We start from the raw sequence: 22,146 nt of genomic DNA, 5'->3' as shown, positions 1-22,146 counted from the left end.
CAGATAATGCGCCTCCCTGCTAATGACTCACTGACTTAACGGCGGTTGCCGAAAATCCGCAGCAGCATCAGGAACAGGTTGATGAAGTCGAGATAGAGCGTCAGTGCACCCATAATCGAGTAGCGACGCAGGTTCTCCGTGTCGCGGGCATCGATCTGCTCACCAATATTTTTCAGCTTCTGCGTGTCATACGCCGTTAATCCCACGAACACCACCACGCCGATATAGGTAATCGCCCACATCAGCGCCGGGCTTTTCAGCCAGAAGTTCACCAGCGACGCCAGTACAATGCCAATCAGCGCCATAAACAGCAGGCTGCCAAAACGGCTCAGATCGCGTTTGGTGGTGTAGCCGTAGAAGCTCATCGCACCAAACATCCCCGCCGTAACAAAGAAGGTGCTGGCGATGGAGGAGTAGGTGTAAACCAGGAAGATACTCGCCATGGTCAAGCCGGTGAGGGCCGAATAGAGCATAAACAGTCCGGTAGCCACTGCCCCACTCAGGCGATGCACCATACCTGACAGGAAAAAGACCAGTGCCAGCTGCGCGATAATCAGCCCGAAGAAAGTGATGCGATTGGCAAACACCATCTCCATCACTGCAGGCGTGCGCGCAGCATACCAGGAGACAAACGCGGTCAGTAACAGACCACAGGTCATCCAGCCATAAACCTGCGCCATATAGGCTTGTAAACCGCGAGATGCGGATTGAACGATGGAATCATTTCTTGGATATCGGTCCATGATGCACCTCTTGTTAGACGGATGAACAGATGCGCTCCCAACCGGGAGACATGCCAGTGGCTAAGTGTGGCACAGCTCAGCTCAACTGCGCCACAACATGCCGCTTAACGGCGCGACAGGCACTGCTGATAGCGGCTGTCAACGCGCTGCGCAAACCACGCCGTGGTCAGATTACGGGTGATTTTCGGGCTTTCCAGCTTGATGCCCGGCAGCATTTCACGCGGGAGTTTGCGACCCGCCATTTTGTCCGCCAGGGTAAAGACCTGTTTCCAGAGTTCACTGTCGCTGAACGACGCTTTTTCCCCTTTCTCCAGATCGCGGCGAATATCGCTGTTGCTCATGTCGATCTGCTTCGACAGTGTGCGCACCGCGAGTTCAGTCCCCCCTGCCGCATCCGATCCATAAAGAATCAGATCCCCATCCAGCGCCAGCTTCATGCCGGTGGCGCGTGACACCGCCGCCTGGAAGGCCGCATTGCGACTGGCGTACCAGCCCGCATTGTAATCGGCAAAGCGGTAGAGCGGCTGACTGTAGTCAGCCGGGTAGCCGAGCAGATGCATAGTGCCGAAGTAGATTCCGCCGTGACGGGTAAAGACTTCGCGGCGGATGGTGCCATCGATCGGCCACGGGTAGCCTTTGGCGTGTGCTTCGGCAAACGCAATGCTGACCTGCATCGGCCCGCCGGTGTGGATAGGGTTGAGATTACCGAACAGCGTCTGGCCCATCGGCACCATGTCGATCAGGTCATCAAAGATAGCGCTGAGATCTTTTTCACTGCGCACCTTGTCCAGACGGGCCGCGTAACTTTCCCCGGTCGGCGACTTGATCAGCAGTGCGGTGCGCACCAGGAAGGCCGGCACATGCACCTGCGCCGCACGGCGGTTGATCTCGCCCCAGGCAATTTTTGGCAGGCCCGGTACGGTGGCCTCCGCGCTGAAGTTGCTCTCCTGATCCGCTACGGCGATGACTGCGCAGAGATTACTGGCGCTGGGATCGATCTGCTGCGTGCGGAAGGTGGTGTAGATGTCGTCACTCCATGCGGCTTTATTACTGACGTGCGACGGCAGCAGTCGCTGGATCTGCGCTTTGACATCTTCGGGCTGCCGCACGGGCGCCTCAGGGGTTTTCTTGCTGCTACAACCCGCCAGCACCAGTGCGGCGACCAGTGTCAGACGTTGCAGAATCGGGGTGGATGACATGCCTGTCCTCAGAATGAACGAAAGCCCTACTCTACCATTGCCAGCGTTTCGCAGGCAGGCGAGAACTGAACTAAGGTTACCTTTTTTAACGTTAAAGGAACTTACGATGTTTAAACTCTGGCCTGTTGCGGCCTTCAGCCTGTTATTAACCGGCTGCGGCGCCAATAATACGCCTGCCCAGGTGCAGTCACCGGGCGCGCCTACCTCCTCCTCGCTTAAGGTGCTGGAGACGGGTGCCAGCGTGATGCAGTCACGTCCGCCTATCGACGCCATTAACACCTATCTCGATGGCTTCCATTTTTATAACGGCGACAGGAACGGTCAGATGGAGGCGCACCACTATGTCACCGTGCTGAACGACGATGTGATGCAGGCGGTGATTTACGACGGCAATACGCGCGACGCACGGCTGATGGGCGTGGAGTACATTATCAGCGAACGGCTGTTTAAGACCCTGCCGCCGGAAGAGAAGAAACTGTGGCACAGCCATCAGTATGAGGTGAAATCGGGCACGCTGATTGCGCCGGGCTTACCCGCCGCCGCCGACCATGCCCTGATGACACGCATCGCGAACACCTACGGAAAGACCTGGCACACCTGGCACACGGATCGTGATAAAACGCTGCCAATTGGCATTCCGGCCTTGATGATGGGCTTTACAGCGGATGGTCAGATGGATTCGCGACTGCTGGCAGACCGCGATCGCCGCTTTGACGTCGACAGTAAACAGATCCGTGCCGAACGAGCGGATATCGTAGCGCATCCGGCGGCACCGGGCGCCAATGCCTGGGAAAAGGGTCAGGTTATTCAGCTGAAGCGCACCACTGGCGGTGGTGAACACAGCCACGGCCAGACCGGGTTTGGCCCGGCGGAGCAGCTAAAGCAGCCTTAAGCGACGTGATAAGCGTGTTTTCTGGCAGTGGCGTGTGGATACACAGAGGAGACTCAGCGGGCGAAAAGGGTCTGGCCCGCTGAGCCATTAACGCCGCCTTAGTCCCAGCGCTGAGCTGCCTGGTGATCGCTGTCGCGGGCGTCCACCCAGCGATCGCCCTGCTCAGTCGCTTCACGCTTCCAGAAGGGGGCGCGGGTTTTCAGGTAATCCATGATGAACTCTGCGGCAGAAAAGGCGCTGCTGCGATGCGCACTGGTCACACCCACCAGCACGATTTCATCGCCGGGAAACAGTTCGCCGACGCGATGAATCACGGTAACCCGCTGCAGTGGCCAGCGTTCGCGCGCCGCATCCACAATCTCCTGCAGCGCTTTTTCGGTCATGCCGGGATAGTGCTCCAGCGTCAACGCCGCCACGTTATCACCCAGATTGTGGTTGCGGACTTTGCCGGTAAAGGTTACCACCGCACCATCTTCATCACAGGCCGCCAGCCAGCGATACGCTTCCGCCATATCAAAGGGTGCAGGGCCAACGCGAATCTGCGTTTCCATCTCAGCCTCCGGTCACGGGCGGGAAAAAGGCGACTTCATCCCCGGCGTGCAGCGGATGCGTCATCGGCACCAGCGTCTGATTGACCGCCGCCAGCAGTTTGCCTGACTCCAGCGCCAGCGCCCAGCGATCGTTGCGGTCGGCCAGCGCACTGCGCAGCGTGGCCACATCCGGGTAATCAGCACCGACCTCAAGTGATGCCGTGCCGGTCAGCTCACGCACCTGGGCAAAAAACAGCACCTTAATCATGCGCGACCGCCTGGAAATCGCCGCTTTTACCGCCGCTCTTGCTGATTAAACGCAACTGATCGATGACGATATCTTTCTGTACCGCTTTGCACATGTCGTAGATGGTGAGGGCGGCAACCGAGGCGGCCGTCAGCGCTTCCATCTCGACGCCGGTTTTGCCGGTGAGGCGACAGAGCGTGGTAATTCGAACCCGATTATGATCCGGTTCCGCTTCCAGATTCACTTCCACTTTGCTCAGCATCAGCGGATGACAGAGCGGAATCAGCTCCCAGGTGCGTTTTGCTGCCTGAATCCCGGCGATGCGCGCCGTGGCAAAGACATCCCCTTTGTGGTGGCTGCCTTCCATAATCATCTGCAGCGTTTCAGGCTGCATCAGCACCAGCACTTCTGCCCGCGCTTCGCGCACGGTTTCAGCCTTGGCGGAGACATCCACCATGTGTGCTTCGCCCGCGGCGTTAATGTGTGTGAGTTGAGACATACTTACCGTTCTTACCGTTTCTTCAGATGTGAGACAAAATTACAGGGCGCGGTGCGCGCATCAAGCTGATCAGCAATAATCCGCTCCCAGGCAGTACGGCAGGCGCTTGTCGATCCCGGCACAGCCAGAATCAGCGTCCCATTGGCCAGACCGGCAACGGCGCGCGACTGCAATGTTGAACCGCCAATCTCTTCATAGGAGACCATCCGGAACAGTTCGCCAAAGCCGTCAATCTCGCGATCAAACAGTGGCAGCAGGGCTTCCGGCGTGCTGTTTTTCAGGTTAAAGCCGGTGCCGCCATTAATAATCACCACCTGTACATCTTCACTGGCGATCCAGCGCGACACGGTGGCGCGGATGCGGTAGAGATTATCCGGCACGATGGCGTGATCAACCACCTCATGGCCCGCTTCTGCTGCCGCCTCGCGCAGGTAGTCGCCGGAGGTATCGTTGCTGGCATCGCGACGATCTGACACCGTCATCACCGCCATCTGCAATGCCTGAAATTCGCTGGCTGGTTTACCCATACTTCCTCCTGAAATTAGCCGCCAATGTAAGAGAGATTCTGTGTGATGCCGGTGTTGCCCTGATGCAGGAAGTGGGTCTGCTTTTTCTGCCCCAGGCTGCTGGCAATGCGCGCCTGCAGTTCGGCCTGCTGCTCATCGGACGCCAGCAGGTCGCGCAGCGGTACGCCGCCGTCACCAAACAGGCACAGGTGAAGATTACCGTGCGCTGAGACACGCAGACGGTTGCAGCTGGCACAGAAATCTTTGGCGTAAGGCATGATCAGGCCAATCTCGCCGACATAATCGGGATGGTAAAAGACCTGCGCCGGCCCGTCACTGCGTCCACTTTCGCGGCGCTGCCAGCCCTGGGCGATCAGTTGATCGCGGATCACCATGCCGGAAACGTGCTGATCGCGGAACAGCGTGCCGCCGTCGCCGGTTTCCATCAGTTCGATAAAGCGCAGCTGGATCGGGCGGGTGCGGATCCAGTCGAGGAACGTCGCCAGATTACGGCTGTTGAGATCGCGCATCAACACACTATTGACTTTGACCTGGCGAAAACCGGCGTCCAGCGCGGCATCGATGCCGCTCATCACCTGATGGAATTTATCCTGACCGGTAATAGCGTGAAACTGACGGGCATCCAGACTGTCGACGCTGACGTTAAGTGCGGTTAAACCCGCATCGCGCCACTGCTTCACATCACGCGCCAGCCGGTAGCCGTTAGTGGTCACCGCGATCTGGCGGATAGAAGCGTTTTCACGGACCGCCGCAATGATGTCGGTGAAATCACGGCGCAGCGACGGCTCACCGCCGGTCAGCCGCACTTTTTCGGTGCCGGCAGCGGCGAAGGCCCGCGTGACACGGCGGATTTCATCCAGAGAGAGAAAGCTTTTGTTACGAATTCCCTGCGGTTTGTAGCCGTCAGGCAGGCAGTAGGTACAGCGGAAATTACAGACATCCGTGACCGACAGGCGCAGGTAATAGAACTTACGCGCGTATGCATCAGTAAATTGTGACACCAGAACACCTTTCCAGATTGGGAGATGCAGTCATTTCTTCCTGCACCCTGGCAGCTCGATGGCTACGGCCTGAACCCCCTATCCGCAGACTTAGGCATTCAGGCTTGAGTGTACGCTGACCCGTTGATCAGCGCGGTAAGCATGATGGTAGCGTGTATTTCGCCACTCTTCCATGTGCTCTTTTCGCTATATATTCTTATACATATCGAATTTTCACCGCATGTTAGCGACAGGATACGTTAAAATGCGATCCAGATTTTGACGCATGTCATCCGCGCGGGCTTAGCGTTTAGAGCCTCGCCACGCGAATGGATTTTAAGGAGAAGTATGAATCGCACACTGGCCGATCTTGATCGCGTTGTGGCACTGGGAGGCGGACACGGTTTAGGCCGCGTGATGTCTGCCCTTTCCCCGCTGGGCTCGCGTCTCACCGGTATCGTCACCACCACCGACAACGGCGGATCAACCGGCCGTATTCGCCGCTCCGAAGGCGGGATCGCCTGGGGCGACATGCGTAACTGCCTTAACCAGCTGATTGCGGAACCCAGCGTCGCCTCAGCGATGTTTGAGTATCGCTTTGCCGGTAACGGCGAACTGGCCGGACACAATCTCGGTAACCTTATGCTGCGGGCGCTGGATCATTTGAGTGTACGCCCGCTTGAAGCGATTAATATCATCCGCAACCTGCTGAAAGTGGATGCCTTTTTAATCCCGATGTCAGAACAGCCGGTGGATTTGGTGGCGATGGATGCCGAAGGTAATATGGTTTACGGTGAAACCGCCATTGACGAGATGAAACAGCCGCCACAGGAATTGATGCTGCATCCCAATGTCCAGCCCACGCGGGAAGCATTGCAGGCGATAGGTGGCGCGGATCTGATCCTGATTGGTCCAGGCAGTTTTTACACCAGCCTGATGCCGATTCTGCTGATGGAAGAGATGGCGCAGGCATTGCGTCGCACGCCCGCCACCATGGTGTTTATCGGCAATCTGGGCCGTGAGCTCAGTCCCGCTGCCGCCAGTCTGTCTGTGGCTGATAAGCTTCAGATGATGGAGCGTTACATTGGCAAGCGAGTCATTGATGCGGTGGTGGTCGGCCCGTCAGTGGCAACAGAGGGCATTGAAAACCGTTTGATTGTCCGTGAACCGCTGGAGGCCGCCGACATCAAATATCGTCACGACCGCCAGCTATTACGGGTGGCGCTGGAACACGCCATTCAGGGCTTTGACGGCGCTACGAGGCCGCAATAAACAGCGTTCGCAGCTCATGCAGCTGATCACGCACATTTGCAGCCTGTTCGAACTCCAGGTTCTGCGCGTGCTGCTGCATCTGCCCTTCCAGCTCGTGAATCTTTTTCTGCAGAGCCTGCGGCGTTAGCAGCTTGAAATCGGCCAGTGCCTGGGCTTCGCCAGGACGTGCCGGTTTCGCTTTGCCGCGGGTTTTCACTATGTTGTTACCCAGTTCCAGAATATCGGTGATCTTCTTGTTCAGCCCCTGCGGCACAATGCCGTTTTGCTCGTTGTGCAGTTGCTGCTTCTCACGGCGACGCTCGGTCTCTTCAATGGCGCGTGCCATCGACGGCGTAATTTTATCGCCGTAAAGAATCGCCTTACCGTTGATGTTACGCGCCGCACGACCAATGGTCTGAATCAGCGATCGTTCAGAACGCAGGAAGCCCTCTTTATCCGCATCCAGAATCGCGACCAGAGAGACTTCCGGCATATCCAGACCCTCACGCAGTAAGTTGATGCCCACCAGCACATCAAACTCCCCCAGACGTAAGTCGCGAATAATCTCCATACGCTCCACAGTGTCGATATCGGAGTGCAGATAACGCACCTTCTCGCCATGCTCCGTCAGATACTCGGTGAGATCTTCAGCCATGCGTTTGGTCAGCACCGTGACCAGCACACGTTCGTTGATTGCCACGCGCTGACGGATTTCTGACAGCAAATCGTCGACCTGCGTCCCGACCGGGCGCACTTCAATGATGGGGTCCAGCAGGCCGGTAGGACGTACCACCTGATCGACCACTTCGTCGCCCGATTTTTCCAGCTCATATTTGCCCGGCGTGGCAGAAACATAGATGGTCTGCGGCGCCAGTGCTTCAAACTCTTCAAACTTCATCGGACGGTTATCCAGCGCCGACGGCAGGCGGAAGCCATACTCAACCAGCGTCTCTTTACGCGCCCGGTCACCTTTGTACATGCCGCCAATCTGCGGAATGGTGACGTGTGACTCATCCACCACCAGCAGGCCATCCGCCGGCAGATAATCAAACAGTGTCGGCGGGGCTTCGCCCGGTCCGCGTGCGGAAAGATAGCGCGAGTAGTTCTCGATGCCAGAGCAGTAGCCCAGTTCGCTCATCATCTCCAGGTCAAACTGGGTACGCTGGGTAATGCGCTGCTCTTCCAGCAACTTATTATTCTCAAGCAGCACCCGGCGGCGGTCCGCCAGCTCGACTTTGATATCTTCCATTGCCTGCAGAATGCGCTCGCGTGGCGTGACATAGTGCGTCTTTGGGTAAATGGTAAAACGCGGCACCACAGAATCGATCTGACCGGTCAGCGGGTCAAACAGCGACAGACGCTCCACCTCTTCATCAAACAGTTCAACGCGCAGCGCAATATCGTCCGACTCTGCCGGGAAAATATCGATCACTTCACCACGCACGCGGAAAGTACCGCGCTGAAACGCCTGATCGTTACGGGTGTATTGCAATTCTGACAGGCGGCGCAGGATGCTACGCTGATCAATAATCATGCCGCGGGTGAGGTGCAGCATCATTTTCAGATAGAGATCGGGATCGCCCAGACCATAGATTGCCGAAACCGACGCGACGACGATAACGTCGCGCCGCTCCAGCAGCGCCTTGGTGGCCGAGAGACGCATCTGCTCAATGTGTTCGTTAACCGATGCATCTTTTTCAATAAAAGTGTCCGAGCTCGGTACATAGGCTTCAGGCTGGTAATAATCGTAATAAGAGACGAAAAACTCGACGGCGTTATCCGGGAAAAACTCTTTCATCTCGCCATAAAGCTGAGCGGCCAGCGTCTTGTTCGGGGCCAGCACCATTGTCGGGCGGTTGAGGTCGGCAATCACGTTGGCGACGGTAAAGGTCTTACCAGAACCCGTCACACCCAATAAGGTCTGATGGGCCAGTCCATCCTCCAGCCCCTCTTCCAGGCGACGGATCGCCTCAGGCTGATCGCCCGAAGGTTTGAAGGCGGAATTCAATTTAAAGGCTTTGGTCATGAATGCAGTTCCTGCTGGAGAAGTCGGCGGGCAGGCACTTATTTTACTCTGCTATGGTGATTTTGCCAGAAAATAATACTGGATATAAAAACAGTAATGATGCATTGTTAATGTCAGCACAATGAGACTTTTTGAACCGGCGACGTCGTAGCGATTGCACAAAGTCTGTTGCGCAATGTTATCCCCAGACCCGGATCAGATTTAACATTTGTCAATAGAGCGTCACAAAATTACAGTTCGGTTACCTGACAGATAATTCGCAGGCTTGTTTTTTGATAACCTACTGATTTAATTTACTTTAGGTCACAAGGCCAGATTCTCGTCATAATGTTACCAGGCCGCGTATTTCCTCGCTTCCAACTGGTTTTCATTACCTAATGCACAAGGTTATCCACAGGAATGGTGGATAAGTGATGGCAGCCCCGCCGCCATCAGCTGTGTATAATTTTTCCCTGCTCCTTCATCGCCTCGAAAATAATTTTTTTTGCGTTAAATTTCACGTCAGCCGCTGACGGAATATTCTGCATTTTTCATTGTCCACCTGATGTATCACGCAAATTTTCATCAATCCACTAAGATTCTTAATCAGACTTATTGCCTCTTAACACACCGTCTGCACCAGAAACAGCGCCCCGAGGCACTGCAAAAGTGCAGCGGCGTGACCACCGTGGGGAATTGATAAGTTTTTCTCAACTTTTACCCCTTAAACATGGCATCCCGGCCGGAATCAGGACCGTTTTTAGATCTGGCCTGAGAATTGCAGGAGTGACTGGCGTCAACGCGCTTCACGCGCACTGTGCTGCAATAGCGAGACAGCTGTTGCTGATGACTTGTTTGCCAGACGACAGAGAGCGGATGCAATCAGGCTAATGATCGGGAAGGAGAGTGTCAGATGCTGAGTCTACGTTCGGTCAATCAATTTTACGGTCAGAACCATATTCTGTGGGATGTGGATCTGGATCTGGCACCTGGCACCTGCACGGGCGTTCTGGGTCGTCAAGGCATGGGGAAAACCACGCTGGTCAACTGCATCATGGGCAGACTGCCGATTAACAGCGGCTCTATCTCCTGGAAAGAGGATGGCTCACCGCCGGAAGATCTTCTGCTGCAGCCCGCTGAACAGCGAGCGCAGATGGGCATTGGCTATGTGCCACAGGGCCGCCATATTTTTACGCAGATGAGCGTGGAAGATAACCTGCTGATTGCCCTGCTGGCGGGGGCCAGCCAGCGTGATCGCCATCGCGCCATTCCCGAAATGGTATTTGATTTGTTTCCGGCGCTTTATTCACTGCGACAGCAGCGCAGCGGCGATCTGCCGATCGATCAACAGCAACAGCTGGCCCTGGCGCGCGCACTGGTGCTGCAGCCCAAACTGCTGATTCTGGATGAGCCGACTGACGGGATGTCGCCGTGGCTGGAAGAGGAGATGGGCAACCTGATTCGTCGTCTTAATCTCGACTACGGGCTGACCATCCTGCTCCTTGAACAGCGACTGTCGCTGATCCGTCGCGTGGCAGACTATTTTCTGCTGCTGCACCGCGGTCGCAATGTGGCGCAGGGCAGCATGGAACAGCTGGATGACCACACCGTCGATAAGTGGCTGACGGTGGCCTGAGGCTTACGCCGGAAGCGTCAGGTAGTGACCACATGACGCCTGCTGCGCCGCATCGGTAAGATACGGAATCGTGCCCAGACAGGGCGCAGGCAGTCGGTTTTTCAGGCTGGAGAGATACTCGGGATAGCGTTTGCCAGGCGGTTCCACAGTGTTGGCGATCCACCCCACCAGCGGCAGGCCACGCGCCCGCACCGCCTCTGCGGTGAGCATCGCGTGGTTGATGCAGCCGAGCTTAATTCCCACCACCAGAATCACGGGCAGCTTTTCGCTGACTACCCAGTCTGCGTAGGTGTGTGTCTCTGACAGCGGCGTGTACCAGCCGCCCGCGCCCTCCACCAGAATCCAGTCCGCCAGTGGCTCCAGCGCCGCCAGACCGGCTGACAGGGCCAGATGGGTAATCGGTCTGCCCTCTTCAGCGCTGACGATATGCGGCGAGGTGGGTTCCATAAACGCCAGCGGATTCACCTGCTGATAGGTTAACGGCACACTGCTGAATCGCTGCAACGCCAGCGCATCGCTGTTGCGGATCCCCTCTGGCGTCATCTCACAGCCCGACGCAACCGGCTTATAGCCCGCACAGCGAAAGCCTGCTGTGGCAGCGGCCTGCAACAGTGCGCCGCTGGCGACAGTTTTACCGACTTCAGTGTCGGTGCCGGTAATAAAAAACCGTTTCATGAAAGCGTGACTCCATAAATTAAATGGTAACTCAGGCGATAACCGTGCCGATCGCGCGGCCAGTGCGCCTCTAACTGGTTAAGCCGTCGCCGGGTGAGTATCTGCCCGTCGCGGCCCTGATGCAGATGGGTCGCCCCAATCCCCTTCAGGGATCGCATGGCGCTGAGCGCATCGGGGAAATGCAGCGTCACCTCCTCTGAGCTGCAACGCAGTTGCTCTGCCTGGCAGGCTGCTGCAATCTGCGGCTCGCTAAGAAAGCGGTTGGCGTGCGGCAACGCATCCAGATGAGACCAGGCTTCATGAACCTCCTGCAGCGAACCGTCGCCCAGCGTGGAAAACAGCAGCGTGCCATTGGGTCGCAGCACCCGCCGGAACTGGCGCAGCGCGCCGGGCAAATCTTCACTCCACTGCACCGCCAGGTTGCTCCATACCAGGTCGATGCTGTTATCCGCCAGCGGCAGCGCGTCGATGTCGCCCGCCAGATAGCAGTGCGCCGCGTCGTTATCCCGCGCCTGTTGCAGCATCTGTGGCGAGAGATCCAGTGCCGTCACCTGTTTGCCGCGTTCGCGCCACAGCCTGCTGTACCAGCCGGTGCCACATCCGGCATCCAGCAGTTGAACCCCGCTGTGAGCCGGTGCGAGAGCCAGCAGCGCATCGCCGCTAAGGCGTTGCAGCGCCGCATGGGCATCGTAATGGCTGGCCGCCCGGCCAAAAGCGCGTGCAACCGCCTGCTTATCAATCCGCAGCGTCATGCAGCACCTCCAGTAACCGATCGATATCGTCCGGGCGATGTGCCGCCGTCAGGGTAATGCGCAGCCGTGCCGTTCCCGGCGGCACGGTGGGCGGCCGGATGGCGCTGACCCAGCAGCCCGCTTCAGCCAGACGCTGAGAGAGGGTCATCGCATCGCTATTTTCACCCACCAGCAGCGGCTGGATCGCACTCTCTGAGTTCATCAGTTGCCACGGCAGTGAGGCTGCGCCGCGCCGGAAATGCCGGATGTTCTGCTGCAGCTGCTGGCGCAATGCATCGCCCTGCTGAATGACCTGCAGCGCCGCCTGCAGTGCAACAGCCTGCGCGGCGGGCATCGCGGTGGAGTAGATCAGATGCCGGCTGAACTGCAGGAAATAGTCGGCAGTCTCCGCATCACAGAGCAGCGCGGCACCGCTGACGCCAAAGGCTTTGCCAAAAGTGACCACCAGCAGTTCCGGTTTAACGCCCTGCTGCCAGCAGCTGCCGCGCCCCTGCTCACCCACCACACCGATGCCGTGCGCATCATCCACCAGCAGCCAGCCCTCAGCCTGGCGCGTCTGTTGCACCAGTGCAGCCAACGGCGCGCTGTCACCATCCATGCTGAAAACGCCCTCGGTCACAACCAGCGTTTCCCCCTCGCAGGGTAATGCGAGCCGCGCCGCCAGACTCTCGGGTGCGTTGTGACTGAAACGACGCAGCTGCGCCGGGCTGTGGCTGGCAGCGTCGAGCAGCGAGGCATGGCTGAGCTTATCGGCCAGAATACGATCGTTTTTCTCACCCAGCAGATGAATCACCGCCTGATTAGCCGCGAAGCCAGAGATAAAAAGCAGCGCACGGTCGTAGCCGAGCCAGTCAGCCAGTTGCGCCTCGAGATCGGCGTGCTGACGGTGATAACCGGTGACATGCCCTGAAGCGCCCGCCCCCGCGCCTGCCAGCGCCGCACCCTGCTGCCAGCCGGCTATCACCGCCGGATGGCGGGTTAAGCCGAGATAGTCATTGCTGGAGAAGTGAAGATAGTTGCGGCCACCGCTCTGCAGTGTGCGGGTCGATTGCTCATCGATAACCCGACGCTGCCGCCAGCCATCAGCCGCACGGCGCTGCGCCAGCCCCTGCCGGAGTCGTTGCTGCCAGCTCATTACAGTGCCGCGTTGTAAAACTGTTCAGTGTCGGCATGAAACAGCTGCTCGCTGAGTTGCTGTTCCTGCTGCTGATCGCCATGGTGGGTGTGAGTATGTTCCGGGTTCAGCCCCAGTTTGCGGAACAGCACGCGGTCTTTATCCTCTTCCGGATTCGGTGTGGTCAGCAGTTTGCAGCCGTAGAAAATCGAGTTCGCCCCGGCCATAAAGCACATCGCCTGGGTCTGCTCGCTCATCTGCTCGCGGCCCGCGGAGAGACGCACATGCGAGGTCGGCATCATGATCCGCGCCACCGCGATGGTGCGGATAAAATCGAATGGTTCGACGTCATCGTTATCCGCCAGCGGTGTACCTTTCACTTTCACCAGCATGTTGATCGGCACGCTCTCCGGCGGTGTCGGCAGGTTGGCTAACTGCACCAGCAGACCGGCACGGTCGTTCACGGTTTCGCCCAGGCCAACGATGCCGCCTGAACAGACTTTGATCCCGGCGTCACGCACTTTACCCAGCGTATCCAGACGTTCCTGATAGCTGCGGGTGGTGATAATGGATCCATAGAATTCCGGTGAGGTGTCGAGGTTATGGTTGTAATAATCGAGGCCCGCGCCCGCCAGGCGCTGCGCCTGGTCGTCGCTGAGCGTGCCCAGCGTCATGCAGGTTTCCATCCCCATCGCCTTCACGCCTTCGACCATCTTTTCCAGGTAAGGCATATCGCGCTCGTGCGGGTTTTTCCACGCGGCTCCCATGCAGAAACGGGTTGAACCAGCGGCTTTGGCCTGACGCGCGGAGGTCAGCACCTCTTCCACTTCCATCAGACGCTCCGACTCCAGGCCGGTTTTATAGCGCGCGCTCTGCGGGCAGTATTTGCAATCTTCCGGACAGGCACCGGTTTTAATCGACAGCAGGGTACTGACCTGCACCTGGCGCGGGTCGAAGTGCTGACGATGCACCTGTTGCGCCTGAAACATCAGTTCGAGAAAAGGTTGATCAAACAGCGCTTGCGCCTGTGCAATTGTCCAGCGTTGAGCCATTACTTACTCCAGAAAAGGGTGTCATCCCGACGAAAAGCAGGGGTATACTTGTAAACTATATTTTTTTATTTTGGTTTACAACTCCGATGACTACCCCTGTTTTTTCCTCAGATGATGCCCGTTTTGACCGCCAGCATATCTGGCATCCCTACACCTCAATGCAGGATCCACTGCCCTGCTATCCGGTTGTTACCGCGCAGGGTTTTCAGCTGCAGATGGCCGATGGCCGTGAGCTGGTAGATGGGATGTCATCATGGTGGGCGGCGATCCACGGCTATAACCATCCGCGCCTGAACCGGGCGCTGACGGAGCAGGTCACACAGATGTCGCACGTGATGTTTGGCGGCATTACCCACCCGGCGGCGGTGGCGCTCTGTCGTCAGCTGGTGGCGATAACGCCTGAGCCGCTGGAGTGCGTCTTCCTGGCCGATTCCGGCTCGGTGGCGGTGGAAGTGTCGATGAAGATGGCGCTGCAGTACTGGCTGGGTCGGGGCGAAACCCGCCAGCAGTTCCTGACGCTGAAGCGCGGCTATCACGGTGATACTTTTGCCGCGATGTCGGTGTGCGATCCCGATAACTCAATGCACAGCCTGTGGCGCGGCTATCTGCCCGAGCATCACTTTGCGGCGGCTCCCGCCTGCGGTTTTGATGATGAGTGGGATGAGCGCGATTTCGATGATTTCGCCCGCCTGATTGAACAGCATCACCGGCAGCTGGCGGCGGTGATTCTGGAGCCAATAGTACAGGGAGCGGGCGGGATGCGTTTCTACCATCCACGCTATCTGCAGCAGGTGCGGGAAGCCTGCGATCGCTATGGCGTGCTGCTGATCGCCGATGAGATCGCAACCGGCTTTGGTCGCACCGGCAAACTCTTCGCCTGTGAACACGCGGGCATCACGCCGGATATACTCTGCGTCGGTAAAGCGCTGACCGGCGGCATGATGACGCTGGCGGCGACGCTGACCACCCGTGACGTGGCCGACACCATCAGTCGCAGCGCGGCAGGCTGTTTCATGCATGGCCCGACCTTTATGGGCAACCCGCTGGCCTGCGCGGTCGCGGCAGAAAGCCTGACCATGCTGGCGGAAGGAGACTGGCAGCATAAGGTGGCCGCCATCGAACAGCAGCTGCGCGCTGAGTTGCTGCCGCTACGCAACTCACCGCAGGTGGCTGATGTGCGCGTGCTGGGCGCAATTGGCGTGGTGGAAACGCATCTGGCGGTCAACATGGCGGCGCTGCAGCAGTTCTTTGTCGAACAGGGCGTCTGGATCCGGCCATTTGGTCGTCTGATCTACCTGATGCCGCCCTACATCATCACGCCACAGGCACTGAGTCAGCTGGTGCAGGCGATAGGCGGCGCGCTGGAACATTCGCAACATTTTGCTGCCTGAAGCGGGCTGACCGCTGGCACTGGTGGCGCTTTTGGTTATGATGAAAGGCTATTCATCGACAATTGAGGAGATGTGATGCGCGTTTTTAGTCAGGATTTTAATGACGGCGAGAAGATGCCTGAAAAGCATGTTTTCAACGGCATGGGTTATCAGGGCGAGAATATCTCTCCCCATCTTGCCTGGGAAGCGGCGCCGGAAGGCACCAAAAGTTTCGTGGTGACCTGCTACGATCCTGATGCGCCGACCGGTTCAGGCTGGTGGCATTGGGTGGTGGCGAATATTCCGGCCAGCACCACGTCACTGCCACAGGGTGTCGGTTCTGGCAAAGCGTCACTGCCAGCAGGCGCAATTCAGACCCGTACCGATTTCGGTCAGGCGGGCTACGGTGGCGCGGCGCCGCCGCAGGGTGAAACCCATCGCTACATTTTCACCGTACATGCGCTGGATGTGGAGACGATTGAGGTGGATGAAGGCGCCAGCGGCGCAATGGTCGGCTTTAATGTGCATTTCCACGCACTGGCGAGCGCCTCGCTGACCGTGAATTATCAGTAATTCAGTAAGACTGACCACTGACAAGCCTAAAGCTGAATGATCTGGCAGCAACGCGTTAGCTTAAATTGCAGGGAACAGGGTCAGAGGAGGAAAGCGTCCCGTGCCAGGGACAAAAACGCCGGGAGCGTTTTTGAACAACGCAACGCGTTGGCCCGGCAACGGGCGCACCTCAGGGATGAGGTGCGTAATTGCGCGGGTCGAGCATGCCATGGATGGCGGCTTTTGCGTCTTTCCGATCTGACCCTGTTCCCTGTGTCTGCAGGATCTCACAGCTGGCAGCCACGCCTCTCCCGCCCGGGAGAGGCATTTTTCGTGGTGCGTTACGCCTGCAACTGATGAATCACGACCCACATCGGGCCCTGCCCTACTGCATAACGTCCCAGCGGCTGTAACAGCCCTTTTGGTTCGCTAATCGCATAGACTTCGATGTGATGCGATTTCTGTCCCGCTGCCACCAGATAGCGTCCGCTGTGATCGATATTGAATCCGCGCGGCTGTGTTTCTGTCGGCTGGAACCCTTCCAGGGTCAGCTCGTCACCCAGCTCGCTGACGCTGAACACCGCCAGAGTGCTGCTGGTGCGATCGCAGGCGTAGAGGAAACGGCCATCCGGCGTCAGGTGAATATCCGCAGCCCAGCGCGTACCGTTGAAATCCGGTGGCATCATATCCAGCGTCTGCACGCTTTCTGCTTCACCTTCACCCGTATTTAATGCCCAGACCTCAACCGTGCTGTCGAGCTCATTTACGCAATAAGCGAACTGACCGCCCGGATGGAACTGCATGTGACGCGGGCCTGCACCTTCTACTGTCGTGACCTGCGCCTGCTTACGCGGCGTCAGCTGACCGTCAGCGCCCAGCGAGAACAGACAGATACGATCCTGCTTCAGTGCCGGTACATACAGGGTCTTATTGTCAGTGTCGATATTGGCCGAGTGGCAGCCATCCAGACCGTTGATCACCTGCAGCGGAGCCTGCGGAATGCCGTCATCGCCAATCGGGCTGACGCTGACGCAGGCATCATTGTAGGAGCCGCAGAACAGGAACCGGCCCTCACGATCGGTGGAAATGTGGGTCGGACTGCCGGGCAACGGTGCCTGACCCGCTTCGGTCAGCGTGCCATCAGCGGCAATCTTAAACGCCAGCACGCGAAAATTGGGACGCACGCCGACATAGAGAAAATCGCGTTTCGGACTCACCACCATCGGCTGAACCTGGCCGGCGACATCGGTCACCTGAAGCAACGTCAGCGCACCCTCATCATTCATCTGCCAGACGTGAATCTGCTGGCTCTCGGGACTGGCGGTGTAAACAACCTGTTTCATGCATTCTCCTTTTTTGCTGCCTTGTCATGATCTTTGAATCACTGTAGCGCGTTTTATTGCCCTACGCTGGAATCATTTGTGCCCTGTTTTTTGTCTCCGGGCCGTGGTCAGGTGTAGACTTCAGCCCCTGCAAACCTGGAAAAACGTGAGGATTAATGAGCTACCGTGTAATTGCCCTCGACCTCGACGGCACGCTGCTGACCCCAGCCAAGACGATTCTGCCGCAGTCAATCGATGTGTTAAACCAGGCCCGACAGGCGGGCGTTCATGTCGCTATCGTCACCGGACGCCATCACTGCGCTATTCATCCTTTTTATCAGGCGTTACAGCTGGATACCCCCGCAATCTGCTGTAATGGTACCTACCTGTATGATTACCAGGCAAAAAAGGTGCTGGCGTCCGATCCCATGGACCCGCAACTGGCGTTACAGGTCATTGAGATGCTGGACCAGCAGCGTATTCACGGGTTGCTCTACGTGGATGATGCAATGCTTTATCAGACGCCGACCGGTCACGTGATGCGCACCCTGAAGTGGGCCGAATCACTGCCTGCTCATCAGCGTCCGCTGTTCATTCAGGTGCCCGACTTAGCGCAGGCGGCGCGTGACGCCGGTTCGATCTGGAAGTTTGCCCTGTCGCACGACAATCATGAGGAACTGCAGCAGTTCGCCACCCGCGCCGAAGCGGAGCTGGGTCTGGCCTGCGAATGGTCATGGCACGATCAGGTGGATATTGCGAAAGGCGGCAATAGCAAAGGCAAACGGCTGGCGCAGTGGGTTGAATCACTGGGGCTGGACATGTCTGATGTGATCGCATTCGGAGATAACTACAACGATCTCAGCATGCTGGAAACGGCCGGGCTGGGTGTGGCGATGGGCAATGCCGACGACGCGATCAAAGCGCGGGCGAAGCGGGTGATCGGCACCAACCTTGAAACCGGTATTGCCGATACCCTCCGTCAGTACGTGTTGTAATCAGGGCGTCACGGAGACGCTTTTGATCTGGGCATAGAGCCACTGATCCGGCCGGATGCCCAGTTCATCACGCGCCCACGGCGTAATGCGCGCCCAGAGCTCGCTGATACCAATACGCAGCTTCACTTCCACCTGATCGCCGACCTCCAGCAGTTCTACCACCTGCGCCGGTAAAATGTTGCGGATGGAGCTGTGTTGCGGCGGTTGCAGCGCCAGCGAGACATCAGAAGAGGCGATGCGAATACGCAGTGGCGTTTTCACCGGCTGATTCACCCGGCTGACCCAGATATGCTGGTCGCCCAGCGACAGCGCGGTCATCGGATAGTCGGGATGCTGCTCAAGCACCAGCACCCGCAGTACGCTGGTCAGTTCGCTTACTGGCAGCCACGGCCGCATCGCGCTGCTGCTCCAGACCCGCTCAAGCGGACCAAAGGCCTTGACCTTGCCCGCATCCAGCACCAGCACGTTATCCGCCAGATGCAGGATCTCATCCAGACTGTGAGAAACGTAAAGCATCGGAATATCGACCTGTTTCGCCAGTTTTTGCAGATACGGCATCAGTTCACGTTTGCGCGGCAGATCCAGCGACGCCAGCGGCTCATCCAGCAGCAGCATGTCCGGTGCGGTCAACAGCGCACGGCCTATCGCGACCCGCTGCTTTTCCCCGCCAGACAGCGACAGCGGAAAGCGCGGCAGCAACGCCTCCAGACCCAGCAGCGACACCAGGCTGTCGAACTGCGCTTTCATTGCCGGCGCCATACCGTATTGCAGGTTGCCACGAACCCGATAGTGCGGGAACAGCCGCGCATCCTGAAACACGTAACCAATGCGTCGTTTTTCAGGCGGCAGCGCAATTTTCTGCTCCGCATCAAACAGCAGACGCTCGTTAAGCTGGATCCGCCCGCGCTGCGGCTGGGTCAGCCCGCTAATCGCGTTAATCAGGGACGTCTTACCGGCACCGGAAACACCAAAAATAGCGGTGATCCCTTTGGCCGGGATCTGCAGGTCAACCTCCAGCTGGTGATCGCCCTGCTGCTGCATAAAGTTAATTGATAGCATCAGCTTCCCATCCGCTTACGGCCTGCGCGAGCCAGCCATTCCGACGCCAGCAGTGACGCCAGCGCCAGCACGATAGCGATAACGCACAGGCGCGCCGCCGCGCCCTCTGCACCGGGAGTCTCTATCAGGGTAAACATCGCCAGCGGAAGCGTGCGCGTCTCGCCGGGAATATTGGAAACAAAGGTGATGGTGGCCCCGAATTCACCCAGCGAACGGGCAAACGCCAGCACCGTCCCGACAATCACGCCAGGCAGCGTCAGCGGCAGCGTGATAGTGAAAAAGACCCGCCAGCGCCCGGCACCCAGCGTGCGGGCCGCTTGCTCCAGCCGGATATCCACCGCCTCCAGCGCCAGCCGGATGGCACGCACCATCAACGGAAAGGCGATGACGGCAGACGCCAGTGCGGCGCCACGCCAGCTGAAAGCAAAGCTGAAACCGAACCAGTCGAAAAGCTTTTCGCCAATGATGCCGCGCCGGCCCAGGCTAATCAGCAGCAGATAACCCACCACCACCGGCGGCAGCACCAGCGGCAGGTGGATCAGGCTGTCGAGCAGCGCTTTGCCGGGAAAACGGCAGCGCACCAGAATCCAGGCCATCAGGATGCCAAACGGCAGACTGCCCAGCACGGCTATGCCAGAGACTTTAAGGCTAAGCAGTACCGCCTGCCATTCGGGATCGCTGAGTATCATTTCGTCGGTGTGAATCCGTAGTGTTTGAAGATAGCCGCGGCCTGCGGTCCTTTCAGATAATCATAAAACGCTTTAACAGTCGCATTGTCGTGCTCGTTCACGATCGCCATCGGATATTCCACCGGTTTATGGCTCTTTGCCGGAAAACGCCCGACCACCTGCACGTTGTCGCTGGCAACAGCGTCCGAGCCATAGACAATGCCATAAGGTGTTTCGTTTCGCTCCACCAGCGCCAGTGCCGCACGCACATTATTGGCTGGCGCTAACACAGGCGCAACGCTTTCCCAGGCGCCCAGCTTTTGCAGCGCCTCTTTGGCGTAGATGCCGGCCGGAACATGGTCCGGATCGCCAACCGCCAGACGTTCACCGTGCAGCAGTGTTTTCCAGTCGGTCTTTGCGTCCAGCGTCACCGCTTTAGCTGGCGCACTGCGTGGTGCAATCAGCACCAGATCGTTGCCCAGCAGCGTGTAGCGAGTGCGGGTGATCACGCTTTTTTTCGCCACCGCATCATCCATCCACTGCTGATCGGCAGAGATAAACAGGTCGGCAGGGGCACCCTGCTCCAGCTGGCGCGCCAGCGTTGACGATGAGGCGAATGAAGAGACCACCGTCACCCCTTTTTCCTGCTTGTATTGACTGGCAATATCCTGCATCGCGTTGGTCAGTGACGCTGCGGCAAACACGGTAATGTTATCGGCGGCCACAGCCTGCCCGGCCAGCGAAACAGTGATCAGCGCCGCTGCGCCCCAGCGAGTGTAATTCAATGACATGATGTTCTCCGGCTATACGTTGTGTAGTGGATAATATAACGCAATGACCGGGAGCTTCAGTAAATTATCGGCAGGAGGAACAAAAGGTTAAATCAGAGAGGAATAATAACGACCACGCCCGCGACGATGGCGGGCGTGGCAGCAATTAATTGTGCGAACGGGCTGAGGATTTTTCGCGATGACCAATTTTAGAAATGACGTTAAACACTTCACCCAGGCCATAAATCATACCCAGCATCAGCGCCATCACCACAGGCACCATCAGGACGGCGAAGGCGAGGCTTTTCAGTAATTCCAGCATGGAGAGTCTCACTCTGCTAACAAAAAAGTGATTGTAACGGGTCAGGAAAATTTTGCGCAGCCCTTTTCGTGCTTTTACTTTGGTCACAAAACGCCGCTATCATCGGCCTTCGCCTTAACCCTTTGCCGGAGCTGTCATGGAAGCCGAACTGTCCCTTCATATCCGTTTACAACAGAAACTGTTTGCCGATCCCCGGCGTATTGAGCTGCTGAAACGCGTGCAACAGACCGGATCGATCAGTCAGGGGGCGAAGCTGGCGGGCATCAGCTACAAAAGTGCCTGGGATGCGATCAATGAGATGAACCAGATGGCGGATGAAACGCTGGTGGCGCGGGCAACGGGCGGTAAAGGCGGCGGCGGTGCCACGCTGACCCGCTACGGTGAACGCCTGATACAGCTGTTTCAGCTGATGGAACAGATTCAGCAGAAAGCGTTCGATGCCCTGCAGCAGGATACGCTGCCGCTCGACAGTCTGCTGGCGGCCATCGCCCGCTTCTCTCTGCAGACCAGCGCCCGCAATCAACTGTTTGGCACCGTGATCAGCAACGATGCGCAGCAGGTGGTCCAGCATCTTATGATACAGCTGGCTGATGGCGTCACACAGCTCAATGTGGCGCTGACCCAGCGCAGCGCCGATCGTCTGCAACTGGCGGCAGGTAAAGAGGTGCTGGTACTGATTAAAGCCCCGTGGATCCGTATCAGCCGTGACGCCGCTGAAGAAGACAATCAGCTTCCAGTCACCGTCAGTGCCATCGAGCCCGGTGAGCAGATGAGCGAAGTGCTGATGCAGCTCGCCAGCGGTGAAACCCTGTGCGCCACCCTGAGTCACGATCAGCTGCAGCAGTTGAAGCTGCAGCCAGGCGACGCTGTGATTGCCAGTTTTAACGCGGAAAATGCCATTGTCGCTACCCTGCTCTAGCCGTTGATTTGACTTCATTACGGGCAATGGTTACAACTCAGTGACACGATGCAGAAAATGGAACAGA

Annotated in this window: 24 protein-coding genes and 1 riboswitch; of the genes, 7 read left to right on the top strand and 17 right to left on the bottom strand. The window is 57.8% G+C overall.

Annotated features, from left to right (window positions below):
• Window positions 1–35: 35 nt before the first annotated feature.
• Both LQK91_RS08640 and LQK91_RS08635 read right to left on the bottom strand, forming a co-directional pair.
• Complete coding sequence (locus LQK91_RS08640; RefSeq protein WP_033762576.1) at window positions 36–743, bottom strand: Bax inhibitor-1/YccA family protein; 708 nt, start codon at window positions 741–743, stop codon at window positions 36–38.
• A gap of 104 nt (window positions 744–847) precedes the next feature.
• The gene (locus LQK91_RS08635; RefSeq protein ID WP_105099385.1) at window positions 848–1,942 is read right to left on the bottom strand and encodes a DUF1615 domain-containing protein; all 1,095 of its coding nucleotides are present in this window, start codon (window positions 1,940–1,942) and stop codon (window positions 848–850) included.
• Between the two features lie 106 nt (window positions 1,943–2,048).
• Here LQK91_RS08635 and LQK91_RS08630 point away from each other — a divergent pair, with 106 nt between their 5' ends.
• Entirely contained in the window at window positions 2,049–2,834 is a 786-nt protein-coding gene (locus LQK91_RS08630; protein ID WP_008925055.1) for an OBAP family protein, read from the top strand.
• Between the two features lie 98 nt (window positions 2,835–2,932).
• On the opposite strand, the gene moaE is transcribed toward LQK91_RS08630, so the two are convergent.
• The 5 genes from moaE to moaA all read right to left on the bottom strand — a co-directional run bounded on the left by moaE (window position 2,933) and on the right by moaA (window position 5,638).
• Window positions 2,933–3,385: a molybdopterin synthase catalytic subunit MoaE gene (gene moaE / locus LQK91_RS08625; RefSeq protein WP_105099386.1), complete on the bottom strand. Its 453-nt coding sequence runs from the start codon at window positions 3,383–3,385 to the stop codon at window positions 2,933–2,935.
• Between the two features lies 1 nt (window position 3,386).
• The gene (moaD, locus tag LQK91_RS08620) at window positions 3,387–3,632 is read right to left on the bottom strand and encodes a molybdopterin synthase sulfur carrier subunit (protein WP_003851844.1); all 246 of its coding nucleotides are present in this window, start codon (window positions 3,630–3,632) and stop codon (window positions 3,387–3,389) included.
• Window positions 3,625–4,110, bottom strand: a complete 486-nt coding sequence (gene moaC / locus LQK91_RS08615; protein WP_008925053.1) for a cyclic pyranopterin monophosphate synthase MoaC — start codon at window positions 4,108–4,110, stop codon at window positions 3,625–3,627. The genes moaD and moaC overlap by 8 nt, the downstream gene beginning before the upstream one ends.
• An 11-nt stretch (window positions 4,111–4,121) precedes the next feature.
• Window positions 4,122–4,637: a molybdenum cofactor biosynthesis protein B gene (gene moaB, locus LQK91_RS08610; protein WP_008925052.1), complete on the bottom strand. Its 516-nt coding sequence runs from the start codon at window positions 4,635–4,637 to the stop codon at window positions 4,122–4,124.
• Between the two features lie 14 nt (window positions 4,638–4,651).
• Entirely contained in the window at window positions 4,652–5,638 is a 987-nt protein-coding gene (gene moaA / locus LQK91_RS08605; protein ID WP_003851849.1) for a GTP 3',8-cyclase MoaA, read from the bottom strand.
• A riboswitch (molybdenum cofactor riboswitch) is annotated at window positions 5,628–5,761 on the bottom strand. Its footprint overlaps the gene before it by 11 nt.
• Before the next feature lie 204 nt (window positions 5,762–5,965).
• On the opposite strand from moaA, the gene LQK91_RS08600 reads away from it, so the two are divergent.
• Complete coding sequence (locus tag LQK91_RS08600; RefSeq protein WP_105099387.1) at window positions 5,966–6,889, top strand: gluconeogenesis factor YvcK family protein; 924 nt, start codon at window positions 5,966–5,968, stop codon at window positions 6,887–6,889.
• Here LQK91_RS08600 and uvrB read toward each other — a convergent pair.
• The gene (uvrB, locus tag LQK91_RS08595) at window positions 6,873–8,894 is read right to left on the bottom strand and encodes an excinuclease ABC subunit UvrB (protein WP_003851852.1); all 2,022 of its coding nucleotides are present in this window, start codon (window positions 8,892–8,894) and stop codon (window positions 6,873–6,875) included. The two genes, LQK91_RS08600 and uvrB, sit on opposite strands and share 17 nt — an antisense overlap.
• Window positions 8,895–9,786: 892 nt before the next feature.
• On the opposite strand from uvrB, the gene LQK91_RS08590 reads away from it, so the two are divergent.
• Window positions 9,787–10,509, top strand: a complete 723-nt coding sequence (locus tag LQK91_RS08590; RefSeq protein WP_003851859.1) for an ABC transporter ATP-binding protein — start codon at window positions 9,787–9,789, stop codon at window positions 10,507–10,509.
• 3 nt (window positions 10,510–10,512) lie between these two features.
• On the opposite strand, the gene bioD is transcribed toward LQK91_RS08590, so the two are convergent.
• Genes bioD through bioB form a run of 4 tightly spaced genes read right to left on the bottom strand, consistent with a single transcriptional unit; the run spans window position 10,513 to window position 14,102 of the window.
• Window positions 10,513–11,184 carry a dethiobiotin synthase gene (gene bioD, locus LQK91_RS08585; RefSeq protein WP_105099388.1) on the bottom strand — a complete coding sequence of 224 codons (672 nt, stop codon included), beginning with the start codon at window positions 11,182–11,184 and terminating at the stop codon, window positions 10,513–10,515.
• Window positions 11,181–11,936 (bottom strand): malonyl-ACP O-methyltransferase BioC, encoded by a 756-nt coding sequence (bioC, locus tag LQK91_RS08580; protein ID WP_003851863.1) that lies wholly within the window; start codon window positions 11,934–11,936, stop codon window positions 11,181–11,183. The genes bioD and bioC overlap by 4 nt, the downstream gene beginning before the upstream one ends.
• Window positions 11,920–13,071: an 8-amino-7-oxononanoate synthase gene (gene bioF, locus LQK91_RS08575; RefSeq protein ID WP_105099389.1), complete on the bottom strand. Its 1,152-nt coding sequence runs from the start codon at window positions 13,069–13,071 to the stop codon at window positions 11,920–11,922. Before bioF ends, bioC begins: the two co-directional genes overlap by 17 nt.
• Window positions 13,071–14,102: a biotin synthase BioB gene (bioB, locus tag LQK91_RS08570; protein ID WP_105099390.1), complete on the bottom strand. Its 1,032-nt coding sequence runs from the start codon at window positions 14,100–14,102 to the stop codon at window positions 13,071–13,073. The genes bioF and bioB overlap by 1 nt, the downstream gene beginning before the upstream one ends.
• Window positions 14,103–14,188: 86 nt before the next feature.
• On the opposite strand from bioB, the gene bioA reads away from it, so the two are divergent.
• Both bioA and LQK91_RS08560 read left to right on the top strand, forming a co-directional pair.
• The gene (gene bioA, locus LQK91_RS08565) at window positions 14,189–15,493 is read left to right on the top strand and encodes an adenosylmethionine--8-amino-7-oxononanoate transaminase (protein ID WP_105099391.1); all 1,305 of its coding nucleotides are present in this window, start codon (window positions 14,189–14,191) and stop codon (window positions 15,491–15,493) included.
• Window positions 15,494–15,568: 75 nt separating this feature from the next.
• On the top strand, window positions 15,569–16,045 hold the full coding sequence (locus LQK91_RS08560) for a kinase inhibitor (RefSeq protein ID WP_105099392.1): 477 nt from the start codon (window positions 15,569–15,571) through the stop codon (window positions 16,043–16,045).
• 320 nt (window positions 16,046–16,365) lie between these two features.
• Here LQK91_RS08560 and pgl read toward each other — a convergent pair whose 3' ends face one another.
• Complete coding sequence (gene pgl, locus LQK91_RS08555) at window positions 16,366–17,367, bottom strand: 6-phosphogluconolactonase (protein WP_003851874.1); 1,002 nt, start codon at window positions 17,365–17,367, stop codon at window positions 16,366–16,368.
• 155 nt (window positions 17,368–17,522) lie between these two features.
• On the opposite strand from pgl, the gene LQK91_RS08550 reads away from it, so the two are divergent.
• Window positions 17,523–18,341: a pyridoxal phosphatase gene (locus LQK91_RS08550; protein ID WP_003851875.1), complete on the top strand. Its 819-nt coding sequence runs from the start codon at window positions 17,523–17,525 to the stop codon at window positions 18,339–18,341.
• Here the strand turns inward: LQK91_RS08550 and modC are convergent, their stop codons facing one another.
• The 4 genes from modC to LQK91_RS08530 all read right to left on the bottom strand — a co-directional run bounded on the left by modC (window position 18,342) and on the right by LQK91_RS08530 (window position 21,160).
• Window positions 18,342–19,400: a molybdenum ABC transporter ATP-binding protein ModC gene (gene modC, locus LQK91_RS08545; protein ID WP_105099393.1), complete on the bottom strand. Its 1,059-nt coding sequence runs from the start codon at window positions 19,398–19,400 to the stop codon at window positions 18,342–18,344.
• Window positions 19,400–20,089 (bottom strand): molybdate ABC transporter permease subunit, encoded by a 690-nt coding sequence (gene modB / locus LQK91_RS08540; RefSeq protein WP_008925044.1) that lies wholly within the window; start codon window positions 20,087–20,089, stop codon window positions 19,400–19,402. The genes modC and modB overlap by 1 nt, the downstream gene beginning before the upstream one ends.
• The gene (gene modA / locus LQK91_RS08535; RefSeq protein ID WP_003851881.1) at window positions 20,086–20,859 is read right to left on the bottom strand and encodes a molybdate ABC transporter substrate-binding protein; all 774 of its coding nucleotides are present in this window, start codon (window positions 20,857–20,859) and stop codon (window positions 20,086–20,088) included. Before modA ends, modB begins: the two co-directional genes overlap by 4 nt.
• 145 nt (window positions 20,860–21,004) lie before the next feature.
• Entirely contained in the window at window positions 21,005–21,160 is a 156-nt protein-coding gene (locus LQK91_RS08530; RefSeq protein WP_008925042.1) for an AcrZ family multidrug efflux pump-associated protein, read from the bottom strand.
• A gap of 136 nt (window positions 21,161–21,296) precedes the next feature.
• Between LQK91_RS08530 and modE the strand changes: the two genes are divergently transcribed.
• The gene (modE, locus tag LQK91_RS08525; RefSeq protein WP_105099394.1) at window positions 21,297–22,079 is read left to right on the top strand and encodes a molybdenum-dependent transcriptional regulator; all 783 of its coding nucleotides are present in this window, start codon (window positions 21,297–21,299) and stop codon (window positions 22,077–22,079) included.
• Window positions 22,080–22,146: the final 67 nt, after the last annotated feature.

It is taken from the genome of Pantoea sp. MHSD4 (assembly GCF_021043305.1).
GTDB lineage: Bacteria > Pseudomonadota > Gammaproteobacteria > Enterobacterales > Enterobacteriaceae > Pantoea > Pantoea eucalypti.
The sequence above is the reverse complement of the archived record's forward strand: the minus strand, read 5'-3'. Positions and strand labels throughout refer to the sequence as shown.